Origin of the sequence: Curvivirga sp. (genome assembly GCF_965219885.1) — a bacterium.
Taxonomy (GTDB): domain Bacteria; phylum Pseudomonadota; class Alphaproteobacteria; order UBA8366; family Aestuariispiraceae; genus Curvivirga.
In genome coordinates, this window is sequence record NZ_CBDCOT010000007.1 from 99626 (window position 1) to 115361 (window position 15736).

A 15736-nucleotide genomic window follows, 5' to 3' on the forward strand; every position below is an offset into this window, starting at 1 on the left:
ATTGGCTTCAAATGAAACGCCCAAATCTAAAATCTTTATATGCATTTGATGCTGCTGCCCGTCATTTGAATTTTCGGCTTGCTGCTAATGAGTTGAATGTGACGCAAGGTGCTGTAGCACAGCAGGTTCGCCAATTAGAAGCTGATCTTGGAATTATTCTCTTTGAACGTTTGGCGCGTGGCTTAGCCCTTACAAAAGAAGGTGCCAGTTATCACAAATCTATACATGAAGCATTGGAGATTATTGAGCGCGCAACAAATGAGTTATTGCCTTCCTCTAGCAGGATTACTTTGAGTGTGACACCATCTCTGGCATCCAAATGGCTCGTGCCACGATTAATGAATTTCGCAAAGGAATTTCCAACGATCGAAGTAAATACGGTTGCTAGTGAAGCACTTGCCAACTTTAAATCTGACGGTATTGATCTTGCGATACGACAGGGAAAGCCTCCCTTTGGGAATAGTTTAGAACATGTTTATTTATCCCCAATTGAACTGGTTGCAATCAGTAACCTGTCTTATGCGGAGACATTAGGTCCTATTGAAAGTATTGCTGATTTTACCAAAGCTCAACTGATTGAAGATGCGCATTCACATTGGCGTAAATTGTTTGAAGCAGAAGGGATTAAAGTAAAATCTAACTCTTTGCAGCTCAATCAAACGGCCTTGGCGATGGATGCTGTTATTAATGGGGATGGAGTCGCCCTAGTTCCTAAGATATTACTCCAATCCTCAATCAAGGATGGCAAGTTGAAGATATTATGGGAATTCCCTAAACAGGACCCGGTTGGGTTCTATCTGGTATATCCAAGTCAAAAAAAATCAAACAGTAAGGCGACTGCACATTTGACCCAATGGTTATTGCAGCAAATGAATTAAGGATAAAAGATGGAAACTTCTCGTAATGCAGCTTTGTTTGCGGTTCTTTGTGCTGTGCTTACAACAATGATTTGGGCTGGTAACGCTATTATGGCACGTGGACTTGGGGCAGATCTACCACCAGTAGGCTTAGCGTTTTGGCGCTGGTTGTTAGCCTGTGTCGTTTTTCTACCTTTTGCCATTCGCCCCCTTTTGCGAGATAGAAAGGTCATACGTGCAAATTTGCCTATCTTGCTGGCACTCGCCATACCAGGTGTAAGTTATTATAATACCTTCGTTTACATAGCGTTGCAGACAAGCCCTGTTGCAAACACCACTATGGTGATATGTGGGACACCTGCTTTAATTCTGTTGTTTTCAAATTTATTGTTTAAAGATCCAATTCGAAAACGCGATTGGCTTGGTATTGCTTTATCAATCCTTGGTGTATGTGTGTTACTTACGAAAGGTGACCTACTGCAGTTAGAGAGAGTCTCCATTGGGCAAGGTGAAATATGGGCTTTGGCGGCGGCTGTATCTTGGGCAATTTATTCTGTGTTGTTAAAAAAACGTCCGGAAGGTGTGGGACAAAGAAGTTTCGTTCTTTTCACTTTTACAGTTGGTATGTTGTCTCTGTTACCATTTGCTATTTATGAACATTATCATATCAAACCGATGGAATTCACGCAGACCAATATTCTGGCAATTCTTTATGTGGGTCTATTTGCTTCAATTTTGGCGTACTTAATGTGGAATAATGCAGTTAAAGTTCTAGGTCCTAGCAAGGTTGGGATTTTGTTATATATGTTTCCGGTTTTTGCTGTTGTAGGTGCAGCCATAATTTTAGGTGAGGGATTAGAATTATTTCATTTTATTGGAATTTTCACCGTCTTGAGTGGCGTTGCTATCTTATTGATTAAAAGAGCTAAACCCGCATAGAATACAGGTCTTACTTGTTCCTGCTATTGAAATTGTTTATCATGGTCATATCAGTTTTTGACTGGAAGTATTTCGATGAGAAAACGATTTGGTATTATTTTGTTTCGGTTTGTTGTTCTGTTGGGAATATGTGCACCGAATTTGGTGCATGCCAAAGAACAAATAGACATTTATGTCCAAAATTTTCCGCCGTTTCATATTCTCGAAGGCGATTATAAGAAGACTGGTGTTTTAGATTACATCGCACAACAAGTTTCAACTGATCTTCAAAATGATTTCAGCTTTAGTTTCCGCGAAGCGAATTTTGCACGTTTCTTTAAAGATGCACGAAGTGGCCGCGCCGTCTGTAGCTTTGCTATTCGAAAAACTACAGAGAGAATGGAATTTCTGGATTTCTCAATCCTTTTTGCGTTGTCATTAGGGAATGGTTTAGTCGTTGGTCCACATATTAGTGAGTTGATAAATGGCTTTCAGGATGAGGATGGCGAAGTAAATTTAAGCGAAATACGTAAATCCATTAATCTTACATATTGGAGCGAAACTGCACGTAGTTATGAGGCTGCGATTGAAGAGATTGTGAAGAATAAAGCACTGATAGATAGTGGGGTTGTACAGACCTATTCCTCACGAGAAGCGCTAGCCGGTGTTTTGAAAAATCTTACAAGATCAGCGAAGAATGCACATTTTGCATATGCGGAAGAAGTTAGTTATCACTCTGCAGTGAGTGGTATTGAAGAAGGATTGTCATATTTTCGGGTGATGGATGAATCTGAAGATTATTCTATGGCACATCTTGCTTGTTCTAAAGGCGATTGGAATAACAATTTTATAATTGCGGCAAATGAAATCTTTAAAGAACTGAGAACATCAGAAGCGTTGAAGCACGTGCATATGCGTTGGTTACCTGAAAATATACATCAGCAATATAGTCAAATGGTCGATCAGGCTTTTAATGATCTTAATGATGAATAATGAGAAAAAAGGCGCATGATGTTTTACCATGCGCCTTAAGTTTTTCTCAACGAATGTTGAGATCAGAATTTTAAGCGTTTCGAGACGCTTCCAAGTTACTTGCCACCCAGTGATGGAAATTATGTGTTGGGCCATCCATTGCAGGTGAGAATTTACCACCGTCAAACAAATCTCCTTTGCGGCCACGCTGCATACCTTCAACCACAAAAATGTCTTCTTCTAAAACGCTTTTCCAACGAATAGCATTGGTTGCCAACATTGTTCCCATTTCAGGGTTCTTGACGGCTTCATCTTTATAGTAAAGCTCAATATGTTCGGTTGTTTCGTTCAAACCTGTTGGTTCAAGTAGGATTGTAAAAAAGTGATCGCGATGAGTGCCAAGAAGTACATTTGGATAAACAGCGATATACTCACCTGCCTCATCCCATTTGTCGCTGAGGTCATCAAAGTCAGGGAATTTATGCCCGCCTTCGCCTTCCAATTGTTGGTAAACTAAAGTTCCTTGGCCCGCATATTTACCGGATTCATCAATGTTATAGTGATCTTCCAGACGAGAATAACTGTTCAAGCCTGGGTGAACGAATGGCAGATGATAACTTTCAAGATAATTCTCTACAGCTAATTTCCAGTTCGCTTTTAGTTGAAGTTTAACTGAAGATTCCGGACCACCATGGGTCATCGGCTGATCAAACTCTTTCCATCTTTCCATGAGAGCTGCATTGGCAACGGTAAAATCAGGTGCGTCTCCATTGATATTTACGAAAACAATATCATGCCAGACGTAAGAGCGAATTTTGATTAGGCCTAATTCATCCAGTTTGATGTCTTCATGTTCATTGTTACCCGGGCCACCAACATGCGGTGTCGTGCGAAGCTCACCTTTTAAGCCATAGCACCAACCGTGATAAGGGCAGCGAATTGGGCCACGTACTTTGGTCGGTTCTTCAATCAAAATCATCCCGCGGTGACGGCATGTATTTTGAAAGACACCAATTTCACCATCGCGATCACGAACCATTAACAAGGGCATACCAAGAAAATTTATTGGCTTTGCGTCGCCTGCAGCGGGGATGTCTTTACCATAACCAATACCGGACCAGTTATTGAATAGAACTGCTTGTTTTTCTTCGTCAAAAACATCTTGATCGATGTAATGTGCATTTGGCAAACCTTTGGCTTTTTCGACAGGTTGCAGCACATCTTTCAAATTTGTTTGCGCGGACATTTTTGTCTCTCCCAATCACGTTGTTTTTATCTGTCTCTCTATTGGAAGAAAACTTAGAATGCTTCAATATCAGAAAACTTAAGTTTGAATTGAAATGAATTCAATTGATCCTAATCTAACTTTCGCTATGGGACATCAGCCAATCTTTTAAAATACATGCATTTTCGGACAGATGTGCCTCTGGTTGATAGGCGATATAGAACCTCTTTGGTGCCTTCATACGAAACTCTTCAAGGGCAACGAGCTGTTGTGTTTTAAGTAAAGGTGACACCAATGTCTGCCATCCAAGCACTAACCCTGTGCCTTCTTGGGCTGCCTGCAAAGCAATCGTATAGTTATTAACTTTTGAACCGATTGATATTTTCCCTCTATATCCCATTTGCTTGAACCAATTTTCCCAAGTGGTCCAACTTTCATGTTCTGCTATCAGGTGGAAAAGATGTTGCTGAGCTAGATCTTCAACTTTTGCGCCTTTGAGTTTTTCAGCCAAAGCTGGCGCACAAAGAGGCACCAAGTAATCTTGAAATAAAATAGTTTCTTCCAATTCGCTTTCATCTTGTCGACCGTATTGAATACGTAAATCTGGATTTTCGGTGAAACGCATAGGGCCGTCGGAAATGATTTGATTCACTGGGATATTGGAATGTTCTCGCCAGAAGGTGCTGACCTTTGGTGTAAGCCATAATGCGGATACCGCAGATGTGCAGGCAATGGTTACTGATTGATCTTTTGGTGATTTTCTAAGGGAAGCTAAAGTGCGTGAAATCTCGCCGAAGCTTTTTTCAAGAGTTTCGAAAAGAATTTGCCCATTTTCGGTTAACTCCACCCCGCGATATTTCCGGTCAAAAAGCTGAACATCCAAATCTTCTTCCAACGCTTTTATTTGATGACTTACAGCGCCAGACGTCACATTTAATTCACCTGCGGCATCTTTAAAGCTCATGCGACGGGCTGCGGCTTCAAAAACAGCCAAAGTTGTCAGGGAAGGTAACTGGTAATATCGACGCGCCATGATCCGGATATCCATCTTGATTATAAGTTTAGTTTTGAATTAGATTAACTAAACTATAAATGATAATTTTAAGTATTGTCTAGACGACTAGTTTTTAGCTAAAGCTGACATAGGCAGATAAAAAGAAAATACTGATCAAGATAGAGGATGTTTTATGGGAACTCTTAAGGCGCGTTTGGCTCATATTGTTAAGTTAAGTGATGATATCTCCGATTTCCGTTTCGAAGCGATAGAAGGACGTTTTGAAGGGATGGAGGCCGGTGCCCATGTAGATGTTCATCTTGCAGATGATTTAACGCGCCAATATTCGATCTGGGAATGGGATGCAGATGGAAAATGGTTGTCTGTTGCGGTTAAGCGCGAAGATAATGGCCGTGGTGGTTCCCTTGCCATGCATAAGCTGGAAACAGGGAATGAACTAGATATCGGCGGTCCTCGTAATCATTTCCAATTACAGGATATTTCTAAACCACTTACTTTGGTTGCTGGTGGCATTGGTGCCACACCAATTTTTGCTATGGCAAAATTCCTGAAAGGTAAAAATATCGATTTCAAACTGCATTATCTTGTACGGGATGAATCGATGGCAGCTTTTCATGATGCGTTTTTGAAGCTATCGCTTGAGGAAAATTATAACCTCCATTGCGATGATAAAGACGGCATGTTTGATATTGCTGGGCTAATTAAAAATATACCGAATGGCGGGGATATATATACCTGTGGCCCGGAACCACTTTTGAATGCATTAATTGAAGCTGGCAAAGGCCTAGATGGCGGGAAAGTCCATTTTGAGCGTTTTTCAGCGTCTTCTGATGCAAGTCAGGATGAAAAAGAGAGTTTTCAAATTGAAGTGAAATCGACGGGTGAGATATACGATGTTTTACCGGATCAAACTATTCTTGAAGTTCTAAAGGAACATGGCATTGAAGTCGAGTTTGGATGTTCTGAAGGTCTATGTGGATCTTGTATCGTAGATGTACTTGAAGGTGACATCGATCACCGCGATGAAGTGCTAAGTCAGGAAGAACAGGACACAAATGAATTTATGTGCGTTTGTATCTCTCGTGCGAAATCTGAGAAACTAGTGTTGGATCTTTAATAGTTAGACAATATTTGTATAAGAGTATCAGATGCACAGTTATCCATCCGATACTCTAGAGATCTTCTGTCATAATTTAAGGATCAAGCCAAATATAAATCCTGCCATAATCGACCCAGTTATAGCTACAACAAGATATAGCAAAAATGGCCTAATTTTTAATACGGGGAAAATAGCCATTGCTCCCCAGATACTAACCACACCACCAGAGACCAGAAAGGCCATTGCTGCGCCGATAGACATTCCATGATCAATCAAAGACCGTGTTAACGGTAGGGCAGCGTATCCATCAAGATACATAGGTGCACCAACAATGACGGCAAGTGGGATAGACCACCATATATCATCACCTATATATGGTGTGAGTGAGGCTGGTTCCAATATACTTTGCAATATGAATTCTGCTGCAAAAGCTGGAATGAGACAGATTAGAATTAGGCGTGTCGTCGCGATAAACTGAGATTGAAAATGTGCTCTATGTGCGGATGAACGCCATATATCCCATTTAATGGTTTCAGCCATACATGTTTTACCGAGTTTAGAGATAAGAATGTTTTGTCGGAGTGGGGATCCTACCCAAGGTTTTCTGCTTATCAAGGCCGTCACACTGCCACCTAATAGTCCCAGTCCGGCAGCTGCCAATGTTTTTCCTATTGCAAAGTTAAGGCCTAACGTTGCAGCAGTTGTTGCCAGCATCGCGGGGTCTGTTACAGGGGAAGATAACCAAAATGCCATGACAGGGGCAAGTGGAACACCTGCTGTTAGCAAGCCTGTCATCAAGGGGAGGACTGTAATGCCACAAACAGGTGTCACAGACCCAATAAGGGACGCCAAAATAACTGTTTTGAACAGATTTCCATTAAAGGTTTGTGCAATACGCCCGCTTGCTCCACTGGCCTGTATCCAGGCTGCAATAATGATTCCGGGAATGACATAATAGGAAACTTCATAGAGACTATTTACGATAAAAATGAATGTATCTTGGGTCTTTGTTGGATGTATTAGAAGTGCAAGAAGCATCATCAAAATTATAACTGACCGGATTAGAGAAGTCCTCGGTGATATTTTGAACATAGAAATTATACGTTCTGTCATGTCTTATCCTTTCATTGTTAGTATTCTAAATATCAACTTGAAAGATTTCGATAAAACGAATAATATTTAATTCTAATATTCATAAAAACGATATCTTGATATGCCTAACCTTGATAGTGATTTACTCAGAACTTTTTTAGCGGTGAAAGATACTGGAAGTATTTTAGCTGGCGCAGAGAGAATACATCGCACTCAATCCGCTGTTAGTGTGCAAATTCGCAAGCTGGAAGAATTGATTGGAAAGGAAGTTTTTGTACGCCATGGACGCGGCGTGCGTTTGACTTCAGTGGGAGAAGAACTTGAGCCTGTAGCAAGAAGCATTGTTGGCGAGTTGAATAATATATTTAATAAGTTAACAGGTGCAGAATTATCGGGCTCTCTTTGTATCGGTATTCGTGACGATCATAGTTCTGATTTACTGTCCTCTATTATCGCTGATTTCGCGAGAGATAATCCAAATGTCGAACTAAATGTTCAACGCTCGATGAGTTCACAATTTTCAAAAGCGTTGTCTTCAGGTAGGTTGGATATCGCGGTACATGAAGTTCCTGAAATCGGTCCCAATATGGAATTCATAAGAGAAGAGCATATTTTATGGGCGTCATCACGTATTCATAACGTACATAAAAAAGATATACTGCCTGTTGCTTTATTTGATGTTGATTGTTGGTGGCGTGATGTTGCTTTGAGCTCGCTTGAAGAAAGCGGAAGGCCCTTCAAGATTGTTTATTCTAGTGAGAGTGTTTCCGGGGTGGCAGCTGCCGTTAAGGCTGGTGTGGCTATTGGAATTCTAAATAGAGAAATGCTATCCCCTGATATGGTTCAACTTAATATGAAATCGGGATTCAAACCGTTACCAACGTCCAAGCTTGTTATTGAATATGGTCGAAATATTAATGTTGAACTTTGCGAAGCGATGGCTGTTGCAATCCGGAGAGCTTTTGGGATTATGAAGTGAATATGTTTGCTCAAAGGCGCATATACACTTCATAATATTTAAATCGCTTACGCATTTAAGCGCTTGGCCAAGTAACGATGGAAATCTTTAATTGTACCCTCTAAATCTTCTTGAGCCAGTGGACCCGTATCCGCATGCATGGATGTAAGATTTTGCTGAAGGATTTCAAGTTTCACTTTGTCTTCTTGGTTCACCTGTTTCCATAAGGTCAGTAATTTATCAAATTCTGTCTCGATCATTTCTGAATCACGTACGGAAATGCTCCATCTTATCTTTAACTGATTTACGGTTAAGGGTTGAATAGCCATATAGACTAGGAGGTGAGGGGATTGTGATACCACTTGTGAAGGAAAGACACAAAATAGAGTGGAACGGTTACGTTCTTCTTCGGTTAAATCTTTATGATCATAACGCCGTGCGGCATATCCATCTTCATAATCTGCTGCATAAGCAGTAAAACCGGGTCCATCTGGTAGTTTTTTTGCCTGTTTGGTTGGGGTTATTGGACGTAATGTTCCCGGATGAACAAAACTTAAATGGTACCCTTCCATAAAGTTCTCTACCAAGGCTTTCCAATTTGCATCCCAGATATCTTCTTCAACGAAATGATGGATCATTTCATCGGTGTGGTAGTTCGTAAGAATTTTATCTAGTTCCGTCAGGCGTGGTGACAATGGCTCTGCATTTCCATCAAGATTAACATAGATAAAACCTTGCCAGATTTCCGACTTGATTTCCTTTAACCGATGTTCATCCAAAGAAAAGTTTTCAGCAGTCATAAGAGGGGCATTAATTAATTGTCCTTCAAGGTCGTAACGCCAAGCATGATAGGGACAGGAAAAGCCACGAGTTTTGCCGCTGCCAGAAGCAACCTGCATGCAGCGATGACGGCAAATATTGGAAAGAACTTTAATCGTATCTTCGTCACTTCGTACGACGATGAGAGGTTCTCCTAGCAACTTAGTCGTGGTGTAATTCCCTTTATTTGGAACTTCATCTACACGGCCGACACAGAGCCACTCTTTTTGGAAAACTTCCTGTAACTCAACATTTAAAAAATCTGGATCGGTATAGATTTGTGGATGCAGTGTTTGCTGTGCATCCCGTGAAGTTTTCTTGAGGTCTGAAAATAAACCTTTGTAGCGCGCGTGTGCGTCTTCAATGCGAACTGTGTCTGCCATTCTGATCTTCCTACCTGTTTTTATATGCCGTTGTGGATTGGCATATTCATGGTGTTTTTTATTATGAAAATCACTTTAGAGCTGCGCTTGATGTTGAATAGTATAATTAAACTAACTTTTGATTAGTTATTTTCTAATTATAAAATAAACGTAATTTAATCAATCAACTAAGCGGTTATTAAATGCGTAAGGTATAAATAAATTTATGAAGTTCACTACAATATTGAAGAAATAATAGATAGTTACCAAAAGGTACCTAATTGACCAAAGATACTTAGATCGCAATTTATGTGGCCATCCAAAAAACAGATTAACCGACGGAAAGGTCACTTATGTTAATAAAACAATTTATAAAACTTATAGCTCTTGGTTGTGCGATGATGATTGCTGTAACAACTAATGCTCAAGCAGAGAGCGATCATGTTTTCAAATTCGATGATGTTGCTTGGCAAGAAACTGGCCTTGAAGGTGCTCAAATGGCAATTCTATGGGGAAAGGAAGAAGATAATAGCGCTGTTTTCGCATTTAAGATCCAGCCCGGCGTTGAAATTCCACCACATCTTCACGCCAATGATTACTGGGGAATCGCCGTTCAGGGGAACTGGGTTCATATTGATGAACATGGCGAGGAAGTTTCTACAGCACAAGAGGCTTATACTTTAATCCGGGGAGGTGAAGCCCATTCAGATCGCTGTGCAGGCCCTGAAGTATGCATCAATGTATTAGATTTTGTTGGCGCCAGAGATATCGTATTTCCTGAATAAATAATGATTTATGAAATATCCCGGATCATCACGTCTATGATTTGGGATATTTTAAATAGTATCGTAATTTATATTTAATGAAGTGAAGTTTAATCTAACTCATATATATGGGAGGTCGATATGATTGATCCAGATGCATTTTTGAAGATATGCCCATCTCGTTCGATTGTCGCGCGATTAAGTGGTAAATGGCCTCTGTTGATCCTCGCTCTTTTAAAAGAGGAGCCCATGCGGTTTGGCGAAATTAAACGCCAGATCGAAGGTATTTCTCAAAAAGTCCTGACGGAAAATTTACGAAGCCTTGAACGTGATGGTCTTCTTACACGAACCGTATATGACGAAATGCCTTTACGTGTTGAATATAAGGCGACGCCTTTTGCCTCAGATTTGAGTGCTATTGTTCGACAAATTAAATATTGGTCAGAGGAAAACATGCATCTCATTCATGAAAATAATAAAAAATATGACACGAAAAAGGATAATGAAAAACAGTTGTTCTAGCTAAGGTTTTAAACGGTTTACAGGGGGTGGGTACAATAATCACAGCTGGAATGTTTCTAATCGAATAGGTAGGTGAGTTGAAATAAATATCTATTCATGATTTAATATTAGAAATTCATAAGTTACGACAACACTAATATTATAAGGCTGCGATAATTATGTGGTTGTTAGGAACAAGAAAAAACCCACTCATCCTTATTGGTTTCTTAATACCGATAATTTGTTTGCTTGGATATGCTGCATATCACTTGTCTGAAAGTTATAGGCAGGTTGAAAAATATAAACAAATTGAACATCTTGCTAATCTTGCTGTTGATGTAAGTTCTCTTGTGTATGAGATACAGCAAGAACGTGGTGTTTCCACCGGATATATAGGATCTGGCAAACAAGTATTTGTAGATGACTTACCAATTCAGAGACAAAAAACGGATGAGAAAAATAGTCAATTAAATGCCGATTTAGCAAGCTTTGCTCAAGAAGATTTTATCCCAAGAATTACCGCAACAGCCTTACATACAGAAAGATTGCTACAGCAAGTTCGTCGCCAGCTTGATACTGAAAGTATGACAATTGCAGAAACTACTTCTCAATACACTGAAATTATTAGCAAACTGATTCATATTTTGGATGTATTACTTATCGCTAGTCATGACTCACGCGTTAGTAAGCAAATAAGTTCTTACCTTTATTATATCAATGCGAAAGAGCAGGCCGGCGAGAAAAGAGCTTTGGGTGCAGGCGCGTTTGGTGCAGGAAAAGTCTCAGAGGAGGTTTATATCCGATTTATTAGTTTGATAGCGACCCAAGATAATCAACTGGAATCATTCAAACTGTTCGGTGATCCAGAAGATGTCCAATTTCACGAAATAGCAATTGCCAACCCTATCATTCACGATATCCGCCGTATGGAAAATATCATTCTGGATTTTCCTATTACAGGTGACCTAAAGCAAATAGATGCTTCAGAGTGGTCTGATGTGAACGCCAAAATGATTGATATTTTACATGATGTCGAACAACAGATCGCAGCAACGCTCATTAAAATTGCAACGAATGCACAAAATAATGCACAACAAATATTCATTTTGAATTTAGCCGTGACTGTAATCTTGCTTGTTGTCTGTGTAGGACTAGGGACGGTTGCTCTACGCAATGCATGGCAAGCGGAAGAAAGCAATAAGTTTCAGAAAATTCAAAATGAAGAGCTCAATTTACTCTTGGAAAAAATACCAGGTGCGCTTTTTGTTGTTGGGGATGATGGTCAAATTAAGAGAACAAATTCTGGTGCGGGAGAGCTTCTTGGATATGAACCAGAAGAATTTTTGAATTTAAATATTGATCAAATTGTCGCTGGTGTGAATTCACGAACCCATGCAAAGCATCGCAAAGAATATATGTCGATGCCAAAAGACCCAACCGGTGAGGTTCCACGCATCATGTTTTTGGGGCGTACGGTACATGCGAAACATAAAAATGGGGATAGTGTGCCAGTTCGAATTGCATTGAACCGCGTGGTGACAGCGGATGGTGTACAAGTAATAGCCGCGGCCCAAGATATGTCTTTGGTTGAACAAGCAAATCATGAAATGGAAAATGCATTGGATGCAGCGAAACAAGCCAATGATGCGAAGATCGATTTCCTAGCAATGATAAGCCACGAATTGCGTACGCCATTAAATGCTATTATTGGTTTTTCTGATTTATTGGTCAGTGAGTTCGGTAATAGTCCTAAGAGTTTGGAAGCCATTAAATTATACCCGAAACATATTTTCGATTCCGGTACCCATTTGCTTGGTATTGTGAACGATATTCTAGATCTTACGCATACAGGTAAAGAAGGTATCTTAATTGAAAATAACCCCGTCTTTATGGGGGAAATTATGGGGAATTTAAAATCAACATATGCCAGTCAGGCTAAGGCATCAGGAAATGCAATTACCTTTGAGTTAACAGATGATTTCCCGAAAGTTATCCTGAGTGATGCTAAGAGGATCAATCAAATTCTTATTAACCTGATGGCAAATGCGATTAAATTTACTGAAAATGGCGAAATCGTTGTTAAAGCTAAGGCCGAAAAACTGGATAAACGTGAAGTCAGAATTATCTTGGAAGTTAAAGATACTGGTCTTGGTATTCCGGCTAAGAAAATGAAAGATATATTTAATCCCTTCATGCAGGTGGATACCTCTTTGACACGAACTTATGGCGGGGTCGGACTGGGGTTGACTATTTGTAAGAAGATCGCAGAATTTATGGGTGGTGGCATTGAGGTAAAAAGCAATGTCGGCATGGGAAGCGCATTTAAAGTCACTTTTGTTGCTGAAAACATATCGGATATCATCGACCATTTCCCAAATAACAAAAAAGTAAATGGAGTTGCTGCTCATCAAGCGTTAACAGCAAATGTATTGGTCGTGGATGATGTTTTTTCCAATATCTTGATCGTTAAATCGTATCTGGAACCATTGGGCTCAAAAGTAAGTTATGCATTGAATGGGGAAGATGCGATCAAGTTGTCTGAAACAGAACATTTCGATTTAATCTTGATGGATATTCATATGCCAGGACTGAGCGGTATGCAAACTGCAGAACGTATTCAGCAAGATAAAAATATGAATAACGACACGCCAATTTTTGCTTATACCGCGGATGTGCTTCATGATGAAAAAGCAAATGATAATGGCGTTATGAAAGGTTATATCTATAAACCTGCCATGGCCCGGGATATAATCTCAGTCCTTCACGAGGAAATGAAAGACTGAGCTTTTGTAATTAATTTTTTAATGATTTCTCAATCACCTGTAAGCGTTGGCTGATTTCGTCCAGTTTTTGATCAAGTTGATTATCATGCTCTGATTGTTGTTCTGCATGTTCTTCTTCTTTGATGCTGGACATGGCATCCACGATAATACCAATGAAGACGTTTAACATGGTGAAGCTTGTCACTAGAATGAAGAAGACAAAGAAAATCCATGCATAAGGGAATTCTGCAATTACAGGGCGGGCGATACCCATGGACCAACTTTCCAAAGTCATCACCTGGAATAGGGTAAACAGAGTCTTTCCAAGAGATCCGAACCATTCAGGAAAGGCATTTGCAAATAAGCTGGTCGCCACCACAGCAGATACATAAAATAAAATTGCCAATAATCCGATCGCAGATGAGACACCCGGAATGGCCTTTAACAGTGCAGCCACAAGGCGACGCATGCTAGGAACAGCTGCAAATAATCTAAAGGCGCGGAAAATACGCAAGGTTCTTAGGACCGCTAAGCCGCCTGCATTTGGGATAAAGGCAATAGAAACGATGATAAAATCAAAAATATTCCATCCACTTTTAAAGAAGCGGAATTGTTGTGCGATAAGTTTTAACGCAAGTTCTATGACAAAGATGCTCAGACATAGCCGATCCAAAAATATGAGAATGGAGCCATAGCTTTCTAGAAGAGCAGGGGAGGTTTCTAATCCTAACAAAATCGCATTAAAGATAATGACCCCTAAAATGGCATTTCTAAAGGTTGTGTTTTCTGTAATAGCTTTTGCTTTTGAAACGATGAATTGCATATCTGAATGTCGCTCTGCTCACGGGAATGATCAATTAAAAATGGCAAGATCTAACGTACCGTCGACGTTATATAATGTCTTTATAGAAAGTGTAAACTTTGATTGTGCATATACAACGAAGTATTAAAACAAAAAGCCTTCAAGAAGTTCTTGAAGGCTTATATGGTGCCGAAACATTGTTTCGGGTATTGTATTGAGTTTTAACCTTTTGCACCTAAGGATGAGGCTAATAAGAGGTGCTTAAAGTACGAATATCATTTGGTTTATATTTGTGTATTACATCCCAACAAAATATTGCATGACTTTTGGAAGTAGGCTTTTGAATTTTAAAGGCGCTTCCGTAGCTATTAAACATATGCAATCTTCTGCTGTATCTGCGATAGGTTGATGTTCTGTATTTTCATCAAGATCTGCAATGTCGCCTGGTTTAAAACGGCCAACCTCGTCGCTAAAGGATCCTTTTAAGATCAAGGTTAGCTCAGTGCCACCATGCCCATGTTCAGGGATCGTAACGCCTGGGGCAATCTTTAATAAGCATACAGTTCCATTCCCCGCTTGAACATTTTCTAGAGGAAATTGTTTAATGCCTGGGGCCATATTACGCCATTGAATATTTTGTAAATTGTCAGGCAAGAACTGCCCCAATGGTTGAGGAACATCTGAGTCACCAGATTTTCTATCGGCAACTTTAATTTCCTCCATTATGATTGGTTGATCCAGCATGGCGAAAAGCGTGTCTTTGATATCGTTTGAAACGGCCATAGTGTCACCTGCATATAATTCAATGCCACCAATGGTGTCCATGTCTTCCATACGTTTTCGGCAAGCAGGGCACATAGCTAAATGGGTTGCGACAACCAAGGACATATGTTCGGCTAGGTTACCTGCCGAATATGATAGTAATGTAGCATCTGTAAGGTGGTGATGGATATTGCTCATCTTAACACTTCCACATGTTCTTTTAATTTGGAGAAAGCCAATCGGATGCGCGACTTTACTGTACCAAGAGGAAGGTCAAGTCTCTCTGCTATTTTTGCATGACTTAGTCCTTGGTAGAAGGAAAGGTCGATTACTTCTTTTTGATCTGGCTTTAGATGCGAAAGTGCCTTTTGAATAAGCTGCGCATGTTGCGCCTTGTCCAACGTGATTTCTGCATTATCACTTGTGTCGGCTGTTAGGGCGAAATCATGTTCGTCATATTCAAACCGATTTTCTTTACGAAGATCATCAATTCGAAGATTTCTCGCGATCCTGAAAATCCAAGTGCTGGCCGCAGCTTTGGTATCATCATACAAAGCAGCTTTTTGCCAAATCTTTAGCATTGTTTTTTGGGTTAATTCTTCTGCCATGGATTCAGAACTTCCAAGTTTAAACATATAGGCCTTGATACGAGGTGCAAAATGATCAAACAGGATGGCAAATGCCTGTTGGTCTTGCTGGGCAACAAGCTTGAGTAAAGATGCTAAATCCGCAGCTTCAAGACTAAGAGTATCAACACCACCATCTGTCTGTGTTATTTTCAAAGTAGCGACTTCCTGCACGTTCAGGGCCTTCCGCATCGTTAAATAC

General features: G+C 40.1%; 15 protein-coding genes. 8 read left to right on the forward strand and 7 right to left on the reverse strand.

The genetic code is table 11. The features are described from left to right. The first annotated feature begins 11 nt into the window (after window positions 1–11). The 3 genes from ACOQOA_RS00535 (at window position 12) to ACOQOA_RS00545 (ending at window position 2768) form a co-directional block, all read left to right on the forward strand. Window positions 12–878: a LysR substrate-binding domain-containing protein gene (locus ACOQOA_RS00535; protein WP_420546748.1), complete on the forward strand. Its 867-nt coding sequence runs from the start codon at window positions 12–14 to the stop codon at window positions 876–878. 9 nt (window positions 879–887) lie between these two features. Beyond that, entirely contained in the window at window positions 888–1796 is a 909-nt protein-coding gene (locus ACOQOA_RS00540; RefSeq protein WP_420546749.1) for a DMT family transporter, read from the forward strand. A 75-nt stretch (window positions 1797–1871) separates the two neighbouring features. Beyond that, window positions 1872–2768 (forward strand): transporter substrate-binding domain-containing protein, encoded by an 897-nt coding sequence (locus ACOQOA_RS00545; RefSeq protein WP_420546750.1) that lies wholly within the window; start codon window positions 1872–1874, stop codon window positions 2766–2768. Between the two features lie 70 nt (window positions 2769–2838). On the opposite strand, the gene ACOQOA_RS00550 is transcribed toward ACOQOA_RS00545, so the two are convergent. Further along, window positions 2839–3993, reverse strand: coding sequence for an aromatic ring-hydroxylating oxygenase subunit alpha (locus ACOQOA_RS00550; RefSeq protein WP_420546751.1), 1155 nt, complete (start codon window positions 3991–3993; stop codon window positions 2839–2841). A gap of 115 nt (window positions 3994–4108) precedes the next feature. Beyond that, window positions 4109–5005: a LysR substrate-binding domain-containing protein gene (locus ACOQOA_RS00555; protein WP_420546752.1), complete on the reverse strand. Its 897-nt coding sequence runs from the start codon at window positions 5003–5005 to the stop codon at window positions 4109–4111. 154 nt (window positions 5006–5159) lie between these two features. Here ACOQOA_RS00555 and ACOQOA_RS00560 point away from each other — a divergent pair, with 154 nt between their 5' ends. Beyond that, window positions 5160–6104, forward strand: a complete 945-nt coding sequence (locus ACOQOA_RS00560) for a PDR/VanB family oxidoreductase (RefSeq protein ID WP_420546753.1) — start codon at window positions 5160–5162, stop codon at window positions 6102–6104. Between the two features lie 69 nt (window positions 6105–6173). Here the strand turns inward: ACOQOA_RS00560 and ACOQOA_RS00565 are convergent, their stop codons facing one another. Beyond that, entirely contained in the window at window positions 6174–7199 is a 1026-nt protein-coding gene (locus ACOQOA_RS00565; protein ID WP_420546754.1) for a permease, read from the reverse strand. Window positions 7200–7299: 100 nt separating this feature from the next. On the opposite strand from ACOQOA_RS00565, the gene ACOQOA_RS00570 reads away from it, so the two are divergent. Then, window positions 7300–8157 (forward strand): LysR substrate-binding domain-containing protein, encoded by an 858-nt coding sequence (locus ACOQOA_RS00570; protein ID WP_420546755.1) that lies wholly within the window; start codon window positions 7300–7302, stop codon window positions 8155–8157. Between the two features lie 47 nt (window positions 8158–8204). Here the strand turns inward: ACOQOA_RS00570 and ACOQOA_RS00575 are convergent, their stop codons facing one another. After that, window positions 8205–9338, reverse strand: coding sequence for an aromatic ring-hydroxylating oxygenase subunit alpha (locus ACOQOA_RS00575; RefSeq protein ID WP_420546756.1), 1134 nt, complete (start codon window positions 9336–9338; stop codon window positions 8205–8207). Window positions 9339–9670: 332 nt separating this feature from the next. On the opposite strand from ACOQOA_RS00575, the gene ACOQOA_RS00580 reads away from it, so the two are divergent. From ACOQOA_RS00580 to ACOQOA_RS00590, 3 genes are all read left to right on the forward strand, one after another. Continuing rightward, window positions 9671–10102 carry a cupin domain-containing protein gene (locus ACOQOA_RS00580; protein WP_420546757.1) on the forward strand — a complete coding sequence of 144 codons (432 nt, stop codon included), beginning with the start codon at window positions 9671–9673 and terminating at the stop codon, window positions 10100–10102. Window positions 10103–10222: 120 nt separating this feature from the next. Next, complete coding sequence (locus tag ACOQOA_RS00585) at window positions 10223–10603, forward strand: winged helix-turn-helix transcriptional regulator (protein ID WP_420546758.1); 381 nt, start codon at window positions 10223–10225, stop codon at window positions 10601–10603. 158 nt (window positions 10604–10761) lie between these two features. Continuing rightward, window positions 10762–13365 carry a nitrate- and nitrite sensing domain-containing protein gene (locus ACOQOA_RS00590; RefSeq protein ID WP_420546759.1) on the forward strand — a complete coding sequence of 868 codons (2604 nt, stop codon included), beginning with the start codon at window positions 10762–10764 and terminating at the stop codon, window positions 13363–13365. Between the two features lie 10 nt (window positions 13366–13375). Here the strand turns inward: ACOQOA_RS00590 and ACOQOA_RS00595 are convergent, their stop codons facing one another. From ACOQOA_RS00595 to ACOQOA_RS00605, 3 genes are all read right to left on the reverse strand, one after another. Then, window positions 13376–14167: an ion transporter gene (locus tag ACOQOA_RS00595; protein ID WP_420546760.1), complete on the reverse strand. Its 792-nt coding sequence runs from the start codon at window positions 14165–14167 to the stop codon at window positions 13376–13378. A gap of 276 nt (window positions 14168–14443) precedes the next feature. After that, complete coding sequence (locus tag ACOQOA_RS00600; RefSeq protein WP_420546761.1) at window positions 14444–15106, reverse strand: ChrR family anti-sigma-E factor; 663 nt, start codon at window positions 15104–15106, stop codon at window positions 14444–14446. Next, window positions 15103–15690, reverse strand: coding sequence for a sigma-70 family RNA polymerase sigma factor (locus tag ACOQOA_RS00605; protein ID WP_420546762.1), 588 nt, complete (start codon window positions 15688–15690; stop codon window positions 15103–15105). Before ACOQOA_RS00605 ends, ACOQOA_RS00600 begins: the two co-directional genes overlap by 4 nt. Between the last annotated feature and the right edge of the window lie 46 nt (window positions 15691–15736).

Bases quoted from the DNA above. Each gene is read 5' to 3' on its own strand.
- ACOQOA_RS00535 (WP_420546748.1), top strand. From the start codon at position 12: ATGAAACGCCCAAATCTAAAATCTTTATATGCATTTGATGCTGCTGCC.
- ACOQOA_RS00540 (WP_420546749.1), top strand. From the start codon at position 888: ATGGAAACTTCTCGTAATGCAGCTTTGTTTGCGGTTCTTTGTGCTGTG.
- ACOQOA_RS00545 (WP_420546750.1), top strand. From the start codon at position 1,872: ATGAGAAAACGATTTGGTATTATTTTGTTTCGGTTTGTTGTTCTGTTG.
- ACOQOA_RS00550 (WP_420546751.1), bottom strand. From the start codon at position 3,993: ATGTCCGCGCAAACAAATTTGAAAGATGTGCTGCAACCTGTCGAAAAA.
- ACOQOA_RS00555 (WP_420546752.1), bottom strand. From the start codon at position 5,005: ATGGCGCGTCGATATTACCAGTTACCTTCCCTGACAACTTTGGCTGTT.
- ACOQOA_RS00560 (WP_420546753.1), top strand. From the start codon at position 5,160: ATGGGAACTCTTAAGGCGCGTTTGGCTCATATTGTTAAGTTAAGTGAT.
- ACOQOA_RS00565 (WP_420546754.1), bottom strand. From the start codon at position 7,199: ATGACAGAACGTATAATTTCTATGTTCAAAATATCACCGAGGACTTCT.
- ACOQOA_RS00570 (WP_420546755.1), top strand. From the start codon at position 7,300: ATGCCTAACCTTGATAGTGATTTACTCAGAACTTTTTTAGCGGTGAAA.
- ACOQOA_RS00575 (WP_420546756.1), bottom strand. From the start codon at position 9,338: ATGGCAGACACAGTTCGCATTGAAGACGCACACGCGCGCTACAAAGGT.
- ACOQOA_RS00580 (WP_420546757.1), top strand. From the start codon at position 9,671: ATGTTAATAAAACAATTTATAAAACTTATAGCTCTTGGTTGTGCGATG.
- ACOQOA_RS00585 (WP_420546758.1), top strand. From the start codon at position 10,223: ATGATTGATCCAGATGCATTTTTGAAGATATGCCCATCTCGTTCGATT.
- ACOQOA_RS00590 (WP_420546759.1), top strand. From the start codon at position 10,762: ATGTGGTTGTTAGGAACAAGAAAAAACCCACTCATCCTTATTGGTTTC.
- ACOQOA_RS00595 (WP_420546760.1), bottom strand. From the start codon at position 14,167: ATGCAATTCATCGTTTCAAAAGCAAAAGCTATTACAGAAAACACAACC.
- ACOQOA_RS00600 (WP_420546761.1), bottom strand. From the start codon at position 15,106: ATGAGCAATATCCATCACCACCTTACAGATGCTACATTACTATCATAT.